Below are 15,615 nucleotides of genomic sequence, written 5' to 3'. Positions count from 1 at the left end.
TGATTAAAAAATATATAAGGAGGTCCTAATATGGATACCAAACAAACACCTACTAAATTTTCTAAATCAACTTTTTCTGAACTCTCTGCATCAGAACTTAATCATATCTCTGGTGGCAATTGGTGGACAATTTTTCTGAACTCTCTGCATCAGAACTTAATCATATCTCTGGTGGCAATTGGTGGACAATTTTTCTTAATAAACTAGCATTTGATGCTCGAAGAAACTAGATTAAAAATATTAGGCAGAAAAAGTATACTCTGCCTAATATTTTTAGTTATTTCATTATTTCTACAATCTGACAGAATAGATGATTACGACTGCTTGTACTAAGTGATACATTTGGGTAATGTTCTATAATTTTCATGACATTATATAGGCCTACTCCTCTATTTTTGCCTTTGGAGCTGTGGCCAAACGAATAAATTTCTGAAATATCAACACTTGCTTCGTTAGTTGTATTTTCAATAATAAACCGTTGCCTATCGTTGATATCTAGAAAAGCTATTGCTATTTTGGGAGTGTCTGCAGTTATTCCAGCCTCTATGGCGTTGTCAAATAGTATGGAGACAATCGTAATAAAATCAACTAAATCCATACCCTGTGGGCGAATAATCTCTGGAATCTCTAAACTAACCAAAACATCACTTTCACTAGCTTGTATAAACTTTGTGGCTAAAAGACTCTTCAAGGCAGCGTTATCAATATTGATTAAGCGCCCCATATCATATTTCCGATTTTTAAGTTTTTTATGAGAGTCTTTCAACACCGATTGATAAATTTCTTTGATTTGAGCAATATCATTATTCTCTATCCCCAGACGTAATGTTGTCAGTAAATTCGCATAATCATGTCGAAACCCTCGAACTTCTCGATAAAGTTCTTCAACATGACTACTATATTTCTCCATATTTTTCAACTGCAATTGTCGCTGAAAATCTAGTTGTTCTTGTAATTTATTTTTTAAGTGGGCATCAAGTTGTTTGATAATTCCCATAAAAATAATAAGATAAATGACTAGGAGAAACTGGCGATAAATCTGGGTTATTATCCCTTTTTCATACTCTAAATAGGTCAGTATCTGCATTAAAATATAATAAAAACTCATGGCCCAATTAGATAGATAAAGAACTTGCTTATCTGCTAAATCTAAACTATCGGTCCTTAACTTAATAAAATCATAGCTAAGCCATTTCAAAAAAAGAAAAACCAAAAAGGTAGACCCTAATACACTCAATACATAAATTAAGGTATCTTCCATTTTACCGGATGATTGATCAAAAAGTGGCAAAATAAAATAGGTAATCACGCGAAGAAAGAGATTTTTCAATGTAAAAGCAAAGAAACCATAAAAAACTAACAAAGTTTTGGGTAATGGTCTTAAAAAGACAATAGCCAAGAGTAAACCATACAAAGGTTCATCCATATAAGACAATAATTGGTCAGATGTTAGGGTAATCACGGTTGCAATCAGAATTGCAATTGGTATTCTAAGAACAAAAGCTAATAAAATGTTGGATAAAGAAAACCTTAAACGATTGAGACTAAAAAATAAAATAATTACAGAAGCAAGAGAGATTATTGTTTCAAAAACATAGGAAAGGGTTATCATATTATCTCCCTATCTAATTTAAATGTAGTTCCTCAATAACTTTCAAAACTTGACCAAGTTTTTTACGAGAAATAAAACAAGTCTTACCATTTGGAAAATAAACTAACTTAGCGTGTCGATCAACTTTAATAATATTTTTAGGATTTATGATAAACGATCGATGACATTGTAAGAGTCTTTTTTCCTGTTTCAAAATATCTGCTAGATTGGCGGTAAACTCCAACCGATCTGTTTTTGTATAGAGAACTACTCTATGGGAGCGTGAAGAGGTTTCAATATAATAAATCTCCTCAAAAGGACACTGCACTTGTGCATACTTTGATTTGAAATAAAATGAATCTTCAGCCACAGTTATACAAGCTTTCTCCATCACATAAAGTAAGGCTTTCTCTAATCGAACTTCAAATTCATTTGGCTCAAGCTCTTTATCAATATAGTCTAAAGCTGCAACTTGGTAACGGAAAGATAGAGGCATAAATTCAGAATGTGTCGTCACAAAAACAATTGTAGCATAAGGATCAATCAGTCTAATTTGTTTGGCAACTTGAAATCCTTTAAGTTCCTCTTTTTTTATTTCGATATCTAAAAAAAATAGCTGATGTTGTCCTCGCTCCTCAATCAAATCAAATAACTGGTCAGGTTTACCCAAAATTTCAAACTTATCAGGAGATAGATTATGTTTTTCTAGGAGTTTAAAAAGAACATTTTCTATCCTTGATTGTTGTCTAAAATCATCTTCCAAGACAAATAAATTCATTGGATACCTCTCATTTTCTAAGCCATTTTTGAAGAATCTCTTGATGACGGCGTCTTGAAAAGGTTACACAATAGTCGCCATTTTCTCCGAGTAAAATTATTTTTTCTTGTCTATTAACAGAACAGATTTTTGATATATTAACCAAGCAACGACGATGACATCTTATCAAATCTTCGGAATATAATTCTTCAAGATTCTTAAGAGTCTGTGGACAGCTATAAACATCTTCCTTGGTCACAATTTGAACATGGTGAGCTTTATTAGGATGAGATATAATATATAAAATATCTTTGAATAGTATTTTTTTAGTTTCCTGTCTTGTTTTGATAATCATAAATTTCATTTGACTACGTCCTCCTAATATCTAAAACTATATCATGAAGGAAATAGGTTATTCCAATCAAATCCTAAACGGTCACTCAAACATCTTAAACGGTATTTTTTGACTGTTTAGGCAAGTTAAATGACCATTCAAGATTCAATACTATCTAATCAATCATAAGTGATAGAATAAATTTCAAAGATTATCAGAACAGAAAGGACAACTATGATTATAATCTTTCCCTATTCTTTTTTAAGTGTTTTGGTCACCACTATCATTAAAAAATACACATTAACCCACCATATCCATCAAAAAGTAAGATTCATTAACTCTTATCGTTCGTATAAAACATACACTTTTACTACTTATTTTATCATACAATCAAGATTTTTAACACCAGAAAAAATGTTCCACTACTTAGAAAATATACGAACCTATTCTCAATCTGCAAATATTATCATTATCGGTAGTCATATTGATTATGATAAACTTTACAAAAATCACTATCGGATATTCGGTATCATTGACACAACTAAAAATAAATCGCTAACTTTTATTCGAGAACAAATTCATCTTTACATGAAAGCTATCTATCATACAAATAAATCTGATTAGAAATTTTAAAATATTTTCTTTCTACTAATCAGATAAGCCGTCTAATATAAATAACAGTCTCACATTACTTGATAGAGTTCTTTCTGGTCGTGCATCTGCCTCTTGTTCTTCACGCGCCTGATCAGCGGTTGCCTCATACTCCTCAGGATAAGCAACTGCTGGGATAATTTCGTACTGGTCTGCATTAGTTGCATTGGTTATGTAATCCGCAATAACCTTGGTGTGACCAATTTCCAGCGGTCCATCCCAAACACCTTCCGTTCTTGAAAAATAAACAACCAGCACATCATTATCACCTGATAAATCGCTATCGGTTTGTAGGCTGGTTGATGCTGTCGTCGTTTGAGAACTTGTCGTTGATTGTCTCTGACTTGTCGATGTTGATTGCCGACCTCTTGAGAAGTTCCATGTAAATAGGGCGGCTAAAATAGCTACCACTCCAATTCCAAAAATCATCTGTCGTCTTTTCATAACAGTTTCCTCTTGCTATTTGTTTAAGTTATCATACCACGTCATCAAGTCTGAATCAGCTTGATCGACCTTATTTCCTTCGACTGCAAAAGCAGGCTCGATACGAGCGGTAACCTGGTTTTCAGCCAAGACAGTTTCGATATAATCAATGCTTGAACCTAATCCATAGCCGCCATTTGTTGAAAATGGAATAATCGTTTTTCCATCAAGTTCTTTAGCATAGATCTCGATAAAGGTTGCAACAGGCTCTGCCATGGTCATGCCCCAAATGGGATATCCGATATAGATGGATTGATATTGAGATAAATCTGGCATCTCTACGTCCAATTCAGGAGTGTTTTCGAGATTTCGTTCCTGATTGGCCCGTTGTACCGTTTCACCATAATCAGAACTATACGTTTCTTTGGCAACCAATTCAATCACATCTGCACCAGAAAGTGCCTGAATCTTGAACTCAGTAGAGCCTGACCGTGAAAAATAGACAATCAGACTATCGGCGTCTTCAGACAAGATTCGAGTCGGCTCTTGCTCAGAATTGGTATCTTCTCCATCCGAGACTGTCCCACGACTATTATTCCACTCTTCATCTGAGAGACCAACTTGCGGTGCTGCAATCCGACTTTGGTCCATTTTCCCGCTTGGAAGAACAGATGAAGATGAGGTTGATAAACTACTACTTGTAGTCTTGTTATTTTGAACGGCGCAAGCAGCTAAGACTAGGACACTTACCAATAAAATAAAGCTTTTTCTCATAGACACCTCCTAGGGATTTTTTCCAAATTGATAAATAAAGATAAGGACAAAAAGCAAAGCGACTAGGCTAAAACCTGCCATCCAACCAAGACTGACATAGAAATTCGATGTCATAGCCATAATAACAGATAAGCCAATTGGTCCACCAAAAGGCAATCTCGCCGACAAATAAAATTCGATTGTTCCCAAAACGCTTGGTCAGTTTGGGTAGTTGAAGAGCAGTCAGGAAGGTTGTAATGGTTAAGGGAAGAAAAGCAAAGCCAGATTCCAAGGCTGAAGAACCATAATTAGCTTGTAATACTTGTGGCAATAAGAACCAGTAGGGCAACATGGCCATCATGAACAAGGTTCTGACAAGATAGGCACCAAAACGGACCTTGTTTTTAAACAGAGCTAACGGCATAAGAGGATGCGTTTGCCCTTTTTCATAGAAATAAAAGCCAAGCAAAATAAGAAAATCAGCGATAACAAAGGCAAGGGGGTAAATCTCACCATCTAAACCATAAATCAAGCTAAGCCAGCAACGGACCAGAAACTTCCCAAATAATCAATTTTTTCTTTGTGGCCAGCCTTAGCAACTACATGACGATGGGTTAGATACATCAAGAGTAGGATCAATGGAACATTAATCAGAAAGCCTGCTCGCCACGATACAAAACTAGTCAAACCACTACCGATCAAAAGACCGACACTTGATCCAATTCCAGCTGTCGCACCATAGTAGGAAATAGCTTTTGTTCGCATATCTCCAGTATAGGTATCCATCATCAAAGCAAGGGTTGTTGGCGCAATAATAGAACTTCCAATCCCTTGAATAGCACGTGCCAAAATCATCATAGAAGCATTTTGGGCAAGTCCAATCGCCAAGGAACTCAAGCCAAAAATCGCTAAACCGATTTGAAAAATTCGCTTACGACCCAACAAATCAGACAAGCGACCAGAAAGGAGCAAAAAACCACCAAAGGTAAGCGTATAGGCATTTGACACCCAAGCTAGACTGGTATCTGTTAAGTTTAAACTCTCCCCAATCTGAACAGAACTGGTAAAAATAATGGAATTATCCATTAAAATCAAAAAATAAGCTAAGAGGGTAAGGGGTAAGATGATCCCAAATGATTCTTTTTTCATATACTCACACTTTCTTAGTAGAAAACTGGTTTCGCTAAAGTTTCACTTCCTGGCTCTACAATTCCAACACTCACACCTAGGTCACGACTTGGATCTTGCAATAGGTCCATAACATATTGGGCAACTGCTTGGCGCGTGACTTGCGCTCCTTTATAAGGTTCCCCCTGCGGAATCAATTTATAGGCTCGATTGCCTTCCTGATTATAGAGCCAAGTCATACGAAGGTAGGTATAATCCAAACCTGACTCATCCACTAACTTAGCACCGATGACCCGATTATTTGTTGGAGAATAAGCACCAATCATGGCTTCATTCCATCGACCAAAGTCTCCGACGACCTCATCATACACACCGAGAACCCCTGCTACAATGAGGCGTCTGATTCCCTTTTCCTTCATGACGGCAATGGTTGGCTCTAACAAGGTTGGCGATGCTTCATTGACAAAGACAACATCTGCATCCTCTAAAGCCTGTCGGACATTATCAAGACGGGACATATCCCCATCCACATAGCGAATGCGGTCATCTTGATAAGACAAACGTTGACTGACCTTTCGTCCCGCTAGTGTCAATTTAAAATCGGTTTCTTCTAATACCCGTGGGATAAGAAATCCCGGAATTTGTCCTGCTGCACCAATAATTACTAATCTCATTGTTTTTCTCCAATTTCTATTTGTTGATTTGTTTTTCCCAGAAGGAAATGGCGTCATCTATCCATCCTTCAGCTACTGTGTCTTTTCCAATACCAAAAACATGCCTCAACCCTTTATAGACGTGAAACTGGCTGTCAATCCCAAGCTTTTTCAAGTTCTTCAGTCGATTTTCCATCACCTGCCAGTTTGCAATCCAGTCGTTAGTCCCACAATTGGCATAGGTCGGTGCATCATCTCTAGAAACAGATGAATAACCCGTATATTGACTAACAATCATGCTGGCTGGACCAATGGTAGTCTTTGATAGACATCGTAATTCTTTTTTATTCCCTAAGTGAATAGCCATCCTAGCTCCAGCAGAACCACCCCAAAGTGAATACTGGTCAGGAGAAATCTTCAACTCACTAGCATGGTTGTAAAGATAATCTAAGGCTCATGCCAAATCTTCATAGGCCTTCTTGGGGCGATAGATCAGAGCAAAGGCATTGTAGCCTCTTTGGCTTAAGGCCAAGGCTTGTGGGAAACTGTCGTGCAAGGCAGCAACATAATGAAAACCGCCGCCTGCATTGATAAGGGCAAATTTCTCATATTCCTTCCCTTTGAAGTAAAATAGCCCTGTTTCTCTCTTACTTGGATCCTTCACCATCTCGTCCTCATCATAAATGGGGAAAAAGATTTGTTCATTTTTTTGAGCACGCTCAAGTAAGTTGTTCAAAACCTCTAAACTGGTCTCAGTTTTCAAGTTTGAGTACCAGATATAATGGTTTGAATCAGTCACATCTTGGACAGTCTCCTCAGGATGAAAAGTCAGCTGAAGCGGAAATAATAAGTGACCAAATCCTTTAAAACTATGATGTTGGGTAATTTCTCTAATTTTTGTATCTTTTGTAAATACCATAATTCCTCCTTTAGACAGGAGTCTTCTTACTCCCTAAACACAGGTTCAACCCTTTTACAACGGCCAGATTTTTATGGTCAATAATTTCACTGTAACCAATGTCCAGCTGTTTGATTTGGTCTAAGTCTTCTTGGTCCAATTCAAAATCCCAAAGGGCTATATTTTCTTCCAAATGTACGGGATTTGTTGATTTGGGGATGACGCTATTGCCCATCTGCACACTCCACTTTAAAGTAATTTGAGCAATGGATTTCTGATGTTTTTTTGCGATATTTTCTAATACTGGATGCTGAAAGATATTTTTCATCCCCTCACAAAGCGGGCCCCAAGCCTGAACCTGAATCCCGTAATCCTTCATCAGTTTCCTTAGGGATGTTTGATGGAAGAAAGGATGAAGCTCAATTTGGTTCACCGCAGGCACAATATTAATGTTCAAAATAAAATCAAGCAAGCGATCTTCAGAAAAATTCGATACGCCAATAGCCTTAATTTTCCCTTGAGTATAAAGCTCCTCTAAGGCACGCCAAGATCCATAAACATCCCCCATCGGTTGATGAATCAAATACAGGTCAATGTAATCTGTTCCCAAGCGATTTAGACTCGTTTCAAACTCTTTCATCGTCGCTTCATAGCCATCCGAATGAATCCAGACCTTGCTGGAAATAAAAAACTCTTCTCTATCTATTCCCGACTCTTTGACGGCTTTTCTTAGATCGGCTTCATTGCCATAGATACTAGCCGTATCAAACAGCCGATAGCCAGCCTCAATCGCCTGTTTGATATAGGTTTGAGTCTCATCACCTTTCAGCTGAAACAAGCCCATCCCAACCTGTGGCATCTCAATCCCATTATTTAATCTGATCGTATTCATACAACCACCTCCACTTGATGTCTCTATTTTACAAGGTCTTAAAAAAATAGTACAATAGCAATTGGTTAGACTAGTATTCATAAAATGAATAGTCACAAAGGAGAAACTATGATTAATTTGCAACACCTAGAACAATTGATTACGGTCGCTAAAGAAGGGACACTATCAGGCGCAGCTGAGGTTTTGCTGATTTCACAGCCATCTTTGACCCGTAATATGCGTCAGTTAGAAGACGACTTAGGCATCCAGCTTTTCCAACGAAGCAAAAACAAGCTTTCCTTAACAGCAACTGGAGAATATACTGTTCAACAAGCAGAAGCCTTGCTCAACTATGAGCAGCAATTTCTGAGAAATATCCAACGTTTTTCTCTCCAAGCCACAACTTTATTTGGCGGCATCTCAGCTCCTGGTGTTGAATGGGAAGTGAGGAATCGGTTGGCAGAGCATGACTCAGAACAAGAAGTCCTTGTCGAGTTGCACGATAATGATTCTCTCCTGGAAGCATTACTTGATCAGAAATTCCAATTCATCGTGACAGACTTTCCAATTGAGCATGAAGATGTGCTGACAACAGGTTTCTTCAAAGAACAACTCTATATTTCAGTTCCACCTGCCCATCCCTATGCTATGCGTGAGGAAATTACTTTGGATGATTTGTCAAACCTAACCATGCTCTTGCGGTCAGATTTGGGAATCTGGCAACCACTTGTAGATCAACTGAGCCAAACAAAGTTCATTGTCCAGACAGATTGGGACGCCTTTAACGAATTGATTTCTGCCTCGGCCTTGCCAAGCTTTTCAACCAATATCACCCAAGCTGCTTCTGAAAATCCAAATCAACGTGTGCATGTCCCTATCATCGATGAGCAAGCGACAAAAACTTTCTACATTTCAACATTAAAAAAGAACAAAAGTGTACTGATGCAACTTACTTAGTCATAAAGAAAAGTATGGTTCGAATTTGAACCATACTTTTCTTTATTTGATAAGGATTACTGCCGAATCGCTCTTGGCAAGACAATTACGACTGCTGTAAAAAGTACCGCCCACATCATGGCAGAAGGAAAGACCGTCAAGGTCAAGACTAGGCCTATTAATTTTATGGCAATATCCACTATTCCAGCACTGTTTAGAATATTAAAATGACTTGCTCCAACGGCTTTAGAATTTATCTGACGTAATTCATGATACATCCAAACATTAGAAGCTGTTACCAGAAGGACAATAACACCATAGAAGGTTTGAGCAACTGGGTTATTAAAATCAGCTGAAACCAAGGCTGTGGTGTAGGGGAAAAAGGATGAAAAGAAGAGTAGGACAATCGAACTCCATACCAAATTGGTGTTGATTTTATCAACCACATCCCAACTACGATGCAGATTAACCCACATGGTTCCCAACCAAAAAAAGGAAATAGTGTAGGCAAAAAAATTAGTCCGCAAGTCCCACAGGGCTTGCCAACTAATCTGATCTGGCCGTTCCAATTCCAAGACTAAAATCGTCATGATAATCGCCAAGACGGCATCTGTAAAAGCAATTAATCGCTCTTTTGACATTAACATTTGTATAACAATCCTTTCTGTTTACTCCTCATTTCATGAAGTTCATTATTTTTGTGTCATAAAATACCCCGTCTATTATACCATAAATTGCTAATGTTGAACCAAAGAGGACTATCTTCTTATTGATTCACCATTCCTAGATAATCTAATCCATAAAGCCCAGCATAACGACGCATGGTATATTCCCCCATTTCTAGCACTTCTTGTGTTGGCGCAGAGCCTTGAAAAATAAAATACAGTTTCTTGCCAACCAGCTCATCTTCCACCACACCATATTGACGATCCAAAAAGTTGCGGATCAAGCCATTGATACTGTGTCAATAAACTGGGGAGCCAATGACCAGAGTATCCGCAGTAAAGACTTTCTGGATAACTTCATTAAACTGGTCATCAGAAAAATCCTGACCGTAGGCGTATAATTTATAATCTACCAAATGAAGGATTTCATACTCTTGGTTTTTAAGCAATTTTTGTGCTAGAGTGACGGTCTTCCCATTTTTATTTGGACTGCCATTGATAAATAAAATTTTCATAATCTTATTCTCCTCTTATAAAAAATACTCTGCACTATTCTACAAAGTAAATAATCGCAGAGTATCATGTCTTTTTTCTTGGAACGATTTGCCGATTAATCTAGCAAGTAGTTCTACCGTTGCCACTTTATAGATTTTTTTCAAAGAATGGCAAAATAGCATCAAAAGCTAGGTCTACAAATGGATGAAGGTCATACATATCAAAGTGACTGGCTTCAGGGACCACAACCCATTCTTTTATCTCACTTTTAGCGGCATCAAAGATTTCACGAGAAGCAGGCTGGCTCCATGCATTTTCAGCGGTGACAACCAAATATGGCTTAGTCATATCTTTCATGATATTGGTCACATTGTAATTGATCAGCTCTAATTGACTCCAAGCTACAACTTGATTGCTCCAACGAGCACGATTTCCACGAGCTGAATAATAGTACTGTGCACCTTCTTCAAAAGCACGAGGTTGGAAATTAAGTGTAACCAAACTACCTGTTCCATTTTCATATGCATCTTTGGCTGCTTTGACTTCTTCTTCCGGCATGAAGAAATTTGTCATTGGTGAGGTTGAGATATCAGAAATCGCCGGTACTACGGCGGTAATAGCTTTCAAACGGCTATCTTTCACACCGGCTACTGACATATAAGAACCTGAACCACACATACCTAAACCGCCAATGCGGTTCTTATCGACATAAGGAAGGCTCTCGAGAAAGTCTATCGCTCCTTCGATATCTGATTGTTTAACATCAGGAAGCTCTTGCTGGCGTGGGAAACCTTGACTTTCGCCAAAATAAGCGCCATCAAATACCAAGGTCACATAACCAGCTTCTGTAAGTGCATCGGCATAAATGGCTTGAGCTTGTTCTTTTACGGAAAGCATTGGACCTGTTACAACTACTGCTGGATAATTATTATTCAAATCGAAGTTTGCAGGCAAGCGAAGGATACCTGCGAGGTGGAGGTTTAATTCTTTGTTCAAAAAAACAACATTTTGTGTTTGCATTATCAGTTCTCTCTTTCTTTAATGGGGTAGTTGCTTAGTAAAAGCTAGGCTTAGTAAAAGCAGTTCCTGCTTCACCTAATCCCAAACTTTCGCGATGATAATTTTCTTTACCAGTGAGCAAGTCAACCACAAATTGCGCTACCGATTGTCTTGATACCTGAGCGGAAGTAAAGGGTTCACCTTTTCGAGTTATTTCTAAAGGAACTAACCCTTTATTATAGAGCCAAGTAATACGAAGAATAACATAATCCAAGCTACTTGCTTCTATCCTATCTGCAAAATCTCGGACAGGTGAGGTCCACATGATACCAGTGTTTTGCCGATACCATTTTTGAAAAGGACCAGTAATCTCTTGATAAATATCAGGGACACTGACAGCAATCAGACACTTAACACCGGATTTTTGAATGGCATCTAGTGCCGTCTGTAAAACATCTGGTCCTGAAACATAGTTGAAATAGACAGCGTCTACTCCATCTAAAGCCTTCAATAATTGGGCCTTGTCATTAAAATCTCAATAAATGAGACTAATGCGTTCTGATTCAAGATGGGCAAGGTGAGCAGTTGCTTGTCTGGCATAAAAAACCAATTCATAATCTGTTTGATCGAGCAAACAATTGGTAACCATACCAGCAATTTGGCCAGCAGCCCCTAAGATCAATACTTTTTTCATCACATCTACCTAAGTAACCGACTAGTCATTGGCATGAATATCGTAAGCGGTCAAAAGATACTCACCCACACCTGGCGCATCTGGATCATGTGAACCTTTTCCTTTATCAAGAGCACGAAGGGCAGCCATTTCTTCAACTGTCAACTCAAAGTCAAAAATGTCTTTGTTAGATGCCATGCGGCTCTTTTTAGTTGATTTTGGCAAGGCAACGATTCCTTCTTGATTTTCAAAACGCAGGATAATTTGACCCACATCTTTACCGTATTTACTTGCCAATTCTGTAATAATTGGCTCTTCAAAGAGTTCTTTGTTTCCTTGTCCGAGTGGTGCCCAAGCTTCAATGGTCACTTGGTCTTCTGCAAGTAATTCACGCAATTCTTTTTGTTGGAAGTATGGGTTGAACTCAACTTGGTTGACAGCTGGGATAGTTGCAAAATTTGGAACAAATTGTTTCCAGAAAGTTGGAGTGAAGTTTGAAACACCGATGGATTTAATTTTACCAGCAGCTTTGGCTTCTTCAAGAGCTTTCCAAGCCTGCTCCACTTCCCCGTAAGGTTGATGAAGTAGATAGAGGTCAAGATAGTCAAGTCCCATTTTCTCTAAAGTCGCATCAATCGTTGACTTAGCAGTCTCATAGGCAAAATCCTGAATCCAGAGTTTACTGGTTACAAAGATTTCTTCACGTGGAATACCTGAATCCTTGATAGCCTGCCCAACTTCTTTCTCATTGAAATAGGCTTGAGCCGTATCGATATGACGGTAGCCAACTTCCAAGGCTTCTTTTACTGCTGTATAGGTTGAACCATCTGCTGGAATTTGAAAAACTCCAAAACCAATAGCAGGGATTTTATTTCCGTCGTTTAGTGTAATTGTTTGTGTCATCTTATTTACCTCTTTCTTATTTATGAGTCTATTATACTCCTAGTTTATTAAATAGAACAATACTGATTTTTCATTCTAGTATTCATTTTTTGAATACTGAAAACTCATTGAGTATTCCTCCTTCAATTTGTCTTTTCAAAAAATGTTGGAAGCATATTGTATAGATATTCTTGAACTGCTATCAAGTCATGACTGGAGCCTGTACTAATGTTAAGTGTCAGATTTCCTTGATCAAATGACTGGCGTGTCCACATTTCTTCCACCTGTGTCACAATTAAATCCTGAGCGAAGTCTTCTGTACCAGTTGCTGCGTAAATCTGATAATCAGATATATCGTAGCCGCCTTCTGTCACTACTTGTTCAAATAAATCGACCGTAGCTTGACTATTATCTCGTCCACCATAAACCTCAACTTCCCAACTATCACCACTCATTGGTCCAAAGTATTTTATTAAGTCCAAATTGTGCTGGAATTGTGACCAGGTCGTCACAGATCCTCCCGAAAAACCTACAAAAGCCCGATGATTACGACTAGCTTGTAAATCAGCTACATCGCCACTCCTTGCATAGGTATGATAACGTTCTTCGATGTAAGGAGCTAAATCATTCCGAAAATCATGATAGAAGTTCCGAATTTCTGCTTCCGAACGACTGAAATCTTGGGGAGCATTTTCTGCATCAAAGGTTAGTGTCACCACAATCAAAGGCTCTATATCACCATTTTCAATCATATGGTCTAAAATATTTTTCAAATCAGAATATTGGAAAAAATCTTCAGCAGTCATCCTCCAGCCATGTATCAGATACAAAATATTGTAGGAAGCTGATTCATCGTCCACATCATACCCTGGAGGAAGATAAACATAGGCTACTTTTTCAATATCTTGATTAGCATCTGCATAATCTTTGCTATTATAAGTAACCTCTTCAATTGTTCCGCCATTTTCTACCTCCTACAAATAGGACGGAGGAACATCTTGCGTTTCTTGCATTCGATTACTTGAATTATTGGCAGGTGTCTACATTGTCTCTTATCTCGCTTGTAAATAAATCCAACTAGTTCCCGCTAATAGAAGGAATAATAGACTAAGAACCACTATAATTTTTTTATGTTTCATTCCATTTCCTCATGTAAACTACATTAGTAAGTAACTATTGGTCTTAGTTTATTCATCCAAATTACCAAAGAATCCACCCATGATATCATAATCAAGATTAAAATAACGACCTGCCTCACCTTTGTCTAAATCACGTATCTGCTCTATCTCGTCATCTGACAATTCAAAATCAAAGATATCAATGTTTTCAGCAATATGTTCTGGGTTGGTAGAGCCTGGGACAGTCGCGATGCCTTCTGGCATAAACCAACGAAGGATAGTCTGCGGAACAGTCTTATTATGATTTTCAGCAATTTCTACCAGTACTTCATTTTCTAATAATTCAGGGTCTGCGTGTTCAAGTGGATACCACGCTTCCACCTGAATATCATTTTCTTCAGCCAATGTGCGTGTTTCCAATCGTTGTGCAAAGGGATGCATTTCAATTTGGAGTGCTTGAGGTTAAATTTCCGCATTCTCCATAATATCTTCAAAAATTTCTGGTTCATTATCAAAATTACTAATACCAATAGCCTGCCCCACGCCTTTTTCATTGTAGTAGCCATGGGCAGTATCTAAATGGCGATAATCTGATTGCAAAGCTGCTACAACAGACTCTCTTGTCGTATCGTTCAATAATTTCCGACCAGTAGCACTCGAATCCTGTTCAAGAGATTGAATTTATGTCCCCAGTCCTAACTGAGGCAACTCCGTACCATTATTTAATGTCAAAAGTGGTACACCGGCCACCGATTGGACATTGCTAACAATGGATGGTTTATCTTCATCAGCAACAGAAGCTACGGTCGTCTGAGCAGGTGTTTCTGATGTTTGTGAAGATTGTTGACCACAGGCAGCTAATGTGATAATTGATACTAGTGTAACTAATTCTATAAGTAAATTCTTATTCTTCATCGTTTTTCCATTTTAACTTGCCCCTTGTCCACCATCAACGCCATAAATAGCTCCTGTCACAAATGAGGCTTGTTCGGAACCTAGAAAAACTGCCAGACTTGCAACTTCTTCGGGACGTCCAAATCGGTGCATTGGGATTAGTTGAGAAATAGCCTGCTCATGTGCCTGTGCTTCCTCAGCTGATAAATCTGTCAAATTCCAAATATCTGTACGAATCGCCCCTGGTGCAATGGCATTAACACGAACACCGTCATCCGCCAATTCCATGGCCCAGACACGTGTAAAGTTTTCAACAGCTGCCTTGGCACCGAGATACATAGACATATTTGGTCCGCGGTGCTGAGCACCAACCGTTGAGAGGTTGATAATATTTCCCTTAGAGGCAAGAATAAACGGTAATGTTTGAATCGTGACATCCAACAAAGCCCGCACATCAAGAGCAAAGGCACGATCATAATCTACCATTGTCAACTCTTTAAGTGGTGTAACAGGTGCCCAACCAGCATTATTAACTAAAATATCCAACTGACCATTAAAGTCTGATTGAATTGTTTCTGCGATTTTAGTCACGTCTGCTGAATTAGTAATATCTGCTACGACATAACTAATTGCTTCATTAGCTTCAGAAACTTCTTTCAAGACTGCTTCACGACGGCCAACAATGATAACCTTGGCCCCTTCTTTAGCATAACTTTCTGCAATGGCACGACCGATTCCTGATCCGCCACCTGTTACTAAGGCAACTTTATTTGTAAATAATTGAGTCATATTCGTTCTCACTTTCTTTTGATAATAGTAGTAGTATAGCCCTAAAATAGCGGTTTGAAAAATACCAAAAATCTATACTAGTATTCAAAAATGAATAGTCAAATT

Annotated in this window: 22 protein-coding genes and 3 pseudogenes; 3 read left to right on the top strand and 22 right to left on the bottom strand. The window is 38.3% G+C overall.

The window, feature by feature from the left end; genetic code table 11:
- Positions 1–30: 30 nt before the first annotated feature.
- A pseudogene (locus FRX57_RS07860) lies at positions 31–117 on the top strand (bacteriocin); the annotation flags it as partial.
- Between the two features lie 5 nt (positions 118–122).
- Positions 123–230, top strand: coding sequence for a ComC/BlpC family leader-containing pheromone/bacteriocin (locus tag FRX57_RS07855; protein WP_425472604.1), 108 nt, complete (start codon positions 123–125; stop codon positions 228–230).
- 47 nt (positions 231–277) lie between these two features.
- Here the strand turns inward: FRX57_RS07855 and FRX57_RS00855 are convergent, their stop codons facing one another.
- The 10 genes and pseudogenes from FRX57_RS00855 to FRX57_RS00810 all read right to left on the bottom strand — a co-directional run bounded on the left by FRX57_RS00855 (position 278) and on the right by FRX57_RS00810 (position 8,080).
- A complete protein-coding gene (locus FRX57_RS00855; RefSeq protein WP_146565715.1) occupies positions 278–1,612 on the bottom strand; it encodes a sensor histidine kinase in 1,335 nt (444 codons plus the stop codon).
- Between the two features lie 13 nt (positions 1,613–1,625).
- The gene (locus FRX57_RS00850; RefSeq protein WP_146565713.1) at positions 1,626–2,369 is read right to left on the bottom strand and encodes a response regulator transcription factor; all 744 of its coding nucleotides are present in this window, start codon (positions 2,367–2,369) and stop codon (positions 1,626–1,628) included.
- Between the two features lie 10 nt (positions 2,370–2,379).
- Positions 2,380–2,712: a LytR/AlgR family response regulator transcription factor gene (locus FRX57_RS00845; protein WP_146565711.1), complete on the bottom strand. Its 333-nt coding sequence runs from the start codon at positions 2,710–2,712 to the stop codon at positions 2,380–2,382.
- 618 nt (positions 2,713–3,330) lie between these two features.
- Positions 3,331–3,777 (bottom strand): NADPH-dependent FMN reductase family protein, encoded by a 447-nt coding sequence (locus FRX57_RS00835; protein ID WP_146565709.1) that lies wholly within the window; start codon positions 3,775–3,777, stop codon positions 3,331–3,333.
- 15 nt (positions 3,778–3,792) lie between these two features.
- The gene (locus FRX57_RS00830) at positions 3,793–4,530 is read right to left on the bottom strand and encodes a flavodoxin family protein (protein WP_146565707.1); all 738 of its coding nucleotides are present in this window, start codon (positions 4,528–4,530) and stop codon (positions 3,793–3,795) included.
- 154 nt (positions 4,531–4,684) lie between these two features.
- Positions 4,685–5,658: pseudogene (locus FRX57_RS00825) on the bottom strand (MFS transporter); the annotation flags it as partial.
- Between the two features lie 14 nt (positions 5,659–5,672).
- On the bottom strand, positions 5,673–6,311 hold the full coding sequence (locus tag FRX57_RS00820) for an NAD(P)H-binding protein (RefSeq protein WP_146565705.1): 639 nt from the start codon (positions 6,309–6,311) through the stop codon (positions 5,673–5,675).
- A 16-nt stretch (positions 6,312–6,327) separates the two neighbouring features.
- The gene (locus FRX57_RS07665) at positions 6,328–6,657 is read right to left on the bottom strand and encodes a dienelactone hydrolase family protein (RefSeq protein WP_222431060.1); all 330 of its coding nucleotides are present in this window, start codon (positions 6,655–6,657) and stop codon (positions 6,328–6,330) included.
- Between the two features lie 87 nt (positions 6,658–6,744).
- Positions 6,745–7,209 carry a hypothetical protein gene (locus tag FRX57_RS07660; protein ID WP_222431059.1) on the bottom strand — a complete coding sequence of 155 codons (465 nt, stop codon included), beginning with the start codon at positions 7,207–7,209 and terminating at the stop codon, positions 6,745–6,747.
- A 10-nt stretch (positions 7,210–7,219) separates the two neighbouring features.
- Positions 7,220–8,080 carry an aldo/keto reductase gene (locus tag FRX57_RS00810; protein ID WP_146565702.1) on the bottom strand — a complete coding sequence of 287 codons (861 nt, stop codon included), beginning with the start codon at positions 8,078–8,080 and terminating at the stop codon, positions 7,220–7,222.
- A 108-nt stretch (positions 8,081–8,188) separates the two neighbouring features.
- Here FRX57_RS00810 and FRX57_RS00805 point away from each other — a divergent pair, with 108 nt between their 5' ends.
- Positions 8,189–9,016 carry a LysR family transcriptional regulator gene (locus tag FRX57_RS00805; protein ID WP_146565700.1) on the top strand — a complete coding sequence of 276 codons (828 nt, stop codon included), beginning with the start codon at positions 8,189–8,191 and terminating at the stop codon, positions 9,014–9,016.
- Between the two features lie 56 nt (positions 9,017–9,072).
- Here FRX57_RS00805 and FRX57_RS00800 read toward each other — a convergent pair whose 3' ends face one another.
- The 12 genes and pseudogenes from FRX57_RS00800 to FRX57_RS00765 all read right to left on the bottom strand — a co-directional run bounded on the left by FRX57_RS00800 (position 9,073) and on the right by FRX57_RS00765 (position 15,510).
- On the bottom strand, positions 9,073–9,636 hold the full coding sequence (locus FRX57_RS00800; protein WP_146566672.1) for a TMEM175 family protein: 564 nt from the start codon (positions 9,634–9,636) through the stop codon (positions 9,073–9,075).
- Between the two features lie 125 nt (positions 9,637–9,761).
- Positions 9,762–9,944, bottom strand: coding sequence for a hypothetical protein (locus FRX57_RS07720; RefSeq protein ID WP_246100879.1), 183 nt, complete (start codon positions 9,942–9,944; stop codon positions 9,762–9,764).
- Positions 9,945–9,959: 15 nt separating this feature from the next.
- On the bottom strand, positions 9,960–10,175 hold the full coding sequence (locus FRX57_RS07715; RefSeq protein WP_246100877.1) for an NAD(P)H-dependent oxidoreductase: 216 nt from the start codon (positions 10,173–10,175) through the stop codon (positions 9,960–9,962).
- A gap of 127 nt (positions 10,176–10,302) precedes the next feature.
- Positions 10,303–11,175 carry an alpha/beta hydrolase gene (locus FRX57_RS00790; protein ID WP_146565698.1) on the bottom strand — a complete coding sequence of 291 codons (873 nt, stop codon included), beginning with the start codon at positions 11,173–11,175 and terminating at the stop codon, positions 10,303–10,305.
- Positions 11,176–11,209: 34 nt separating this feature from the next.
- Positions 11,210–11,677 (bottom strand): annotated as a pseudogene (locus tag FRX57_RS00785) (NAD(P)H-binding protein); the annotation flags it as partial.
- A gap of 12 nt (positions 11,678–11,689) precedes the next feature.
- Positions 11,690–11,848, bottom strand: a complete 159-nt coding sequence (locus FRX57_RS07710) for a Rossmann-fold NAD(P)-binding domain-containing protein (protein ID WP_246100873.1) — start codon at positions 11,846–11,848, stop codon at positions 11,690–11,692.
- 21 nt (positions 11,849–11,869) lie between these two features.
- Entirely contained in the window at positions 11,870–12,730 is an 861-nt protein-coding gene (locus tag FRX57_RS00780; RefSeq protein ID WP_146565696.1) for an aldo/keto reductase, read from the bottom strand.
- A gap of 122 nt (positions 12,731–12,852) precedes the next feature.
- Entirely contained in the window at positions 12,853–13,611 is a 759-nt protein-coding gene (locus tag FRX57_RS00775) for an alpha/beta hydrolase (protein WP_281287352.1), read from the bottom strand.
- A gap of 285 nt (positions 13,612–13,896) precedes the next feature.
- Entirely contained in the window at positions 13,897–14,274 is a 378-nt protein-coding gene (locus FRX57_RS07705; RefSeq protein WP_342782199.1) for an aldo/keto reductase, read from the bottom strand.
- 15 nt (positions 14,275–14,289) lie between these two features.
- Positions 14,290–14,463 (bottom strand): hypothetical protein, encoded by a 174-nt coding sequence (locus FRX57_RS07700; RefSeq protein WP_246100870.1) that lies wholly within the window; start codon positions 14,461–14,463, stop codon positions 14,290–14,292.
- 45 nt (positions 14,464–14,508) lie between these two features.
- Complete coding sequence (locus FRX57_RS07695) at positions 14,509–14,742, bottom strand: hypothetical protein (RefSeq protein ID WP_246100868.1); 234 nt, start codon at positions 14,740–14,742, stop codon at positions 14,509–14,511.
- Positions 14,743–14,754: 12 nt separating this feature from the next.
- The gene (locus FRX57_RS00765; protein ID WP_146565691.1) at positions 14,755–15,510 is read right to left on the bottom strand and encodes an SDR family NAD(P)-dependent oxidoreductase; all 756 of its coding nucleotides are present in this window, start codon (positions 15,508–15,510) and stop codon (positions 14,755–14,757) included.
- Positions 15,511–15,615: the final 105 nt, after the last annotated feature.

This window comes from Streptococcus cuniculipharyngis, from assembly GCF_007859195.1.
Classification (GTDB): domain Bacteria; phylum Bacillota; class Bacilli; order Lactobacillales; family Streptococcaceae; genus Streptococcus; species Streptococcus cuniculipharyngis.
Note: the sequence above shows the minus strand (reverse complement) of the source record. Positions and strands in the feature narration are given on the sequence as shown.

Excerpts from the sequence above, each read along its gene's own strand:
- FRX57_RS00850 (WP_146565713.1), bottom strand. The coding sequence starts at position 2,369 with ATGAATTTATTTGTCTTGGAAGATGATTTTAGACAACAATCAAGGATA.
- FRX57_RS00800 (WP_146566672.1), bottom strand. The coding sequence starts at position 9,636 with ATGTCAAAAGAGCGATTAATTGCTTTTACAGATGCCGTCTTGGCGATT.
- FRX57_RS00810 (WP_146565702.1), bottom strand. The coding sequence starts at position 8,080 with ATGAATACGATCAGATTAAATAATGGGATTGAGATGCCACAGGTTGGG.
- FRX57_RS07695 (WP_246100868.1), bottom strand. The coding sequence starts at position 14,742 with ATGAAGAATAAGAATTTACTTATAGAATTAGTTACACTAGTATCAATT.
- FRX57_RS07710 (WP_246100873.1), bottom strand. The coding sequence starts at position 11,848 with ATGAAAAAAGTATTGATCTTAGGGGCTGCTGGCCAAATTGCTGGTATG.
- FRX57_RS00820 (WP_146565705.1), bottom strand. The coding sequence starts at position 6,311 with ATGAGATTAGTAATTATTGGTGCAGCAGGACAAATTCCGGGATTTCTT.
- FRX57_RS07665 (WP_222431060.1), bottom strand. The coding sequence starts at position 6,657 with ATGGCTATTCACTTAGGGAATAAAAAAGAATTACGATGTCTATCAAAG.
- FRX57_RS00790 (WP_146565698.1), bottom strand. The coding sequence starts at position 11,175 with ATGCAAACACAAAATGTTGTTTTTTTGAACAAAGAATTAAACCTCCAC.
- FRX57_RS00855 (WP_146565715.1), bottom strand. The coding sequence starts at position 1,612 with ATGATAACCCTTTCCTATGTTTTTGAAACAATAATCTCTCTTGCTTCT.
- FRX57_RS00835 (WP_146565709.1), bottom strand. The coding sequence starts at position 3,777 with ATGAAAAGACGACAGATGATTTTTGGAATTGGAGTGGTAGCTATTTTA.
- FRX57_RS00830 (WP_146565707.1), bottom strand. The coding sequence starts at position 4,530 with ATGAGAAAAAGCTTTATTTTATTGGTAAGTGTCCTAGTCTTAGCTGCT.
- FRX57_RS00805 (WP_146565700.1), top strand. The coding sequence starts at position 8,189 with ATGATTAATTTGCAACACCTAGAACAATTGATTACGGTCGCTAAAGAA.
- FRX57_RS00845 (WP_146565711.1), bottom strand. The coding sequence starts at position 2,712 with ATGAAATTTATGATTATCAAAACAAGACAGGAAACTAAAAAAATACTA.
- FRX57_RS00765 (WP_146565691.1), bottom strand. The coding sequence starts at position 15,510 with ATGACTCAATTATTTACAAATAAAGTTGCCTTAGTAACAGGTGGCGGA.
- FRX57_RS07660 (WP_222431059.1), bottom strand. The coding sequence starts at position 7,209 with ATGGTATTTACAAAAGATACAAAAATTAGAGAAATTACCCAACATCAT.
- FRX57_RS00780 (WP_146565696.1), bottom strand. The coding sequence starts at position 12,730 with ATGACACAAACAATTACACTAAACGACGGAAATAAAATCCCTGCTATT.
- FRX57_RS07715 (WP_246100877.1), bottom strand. The coding sequence starts at position 10,175 with ATGAAAATTTTATTTATCAATGGCAGTCCAAATAAAAATGGGAAGACC.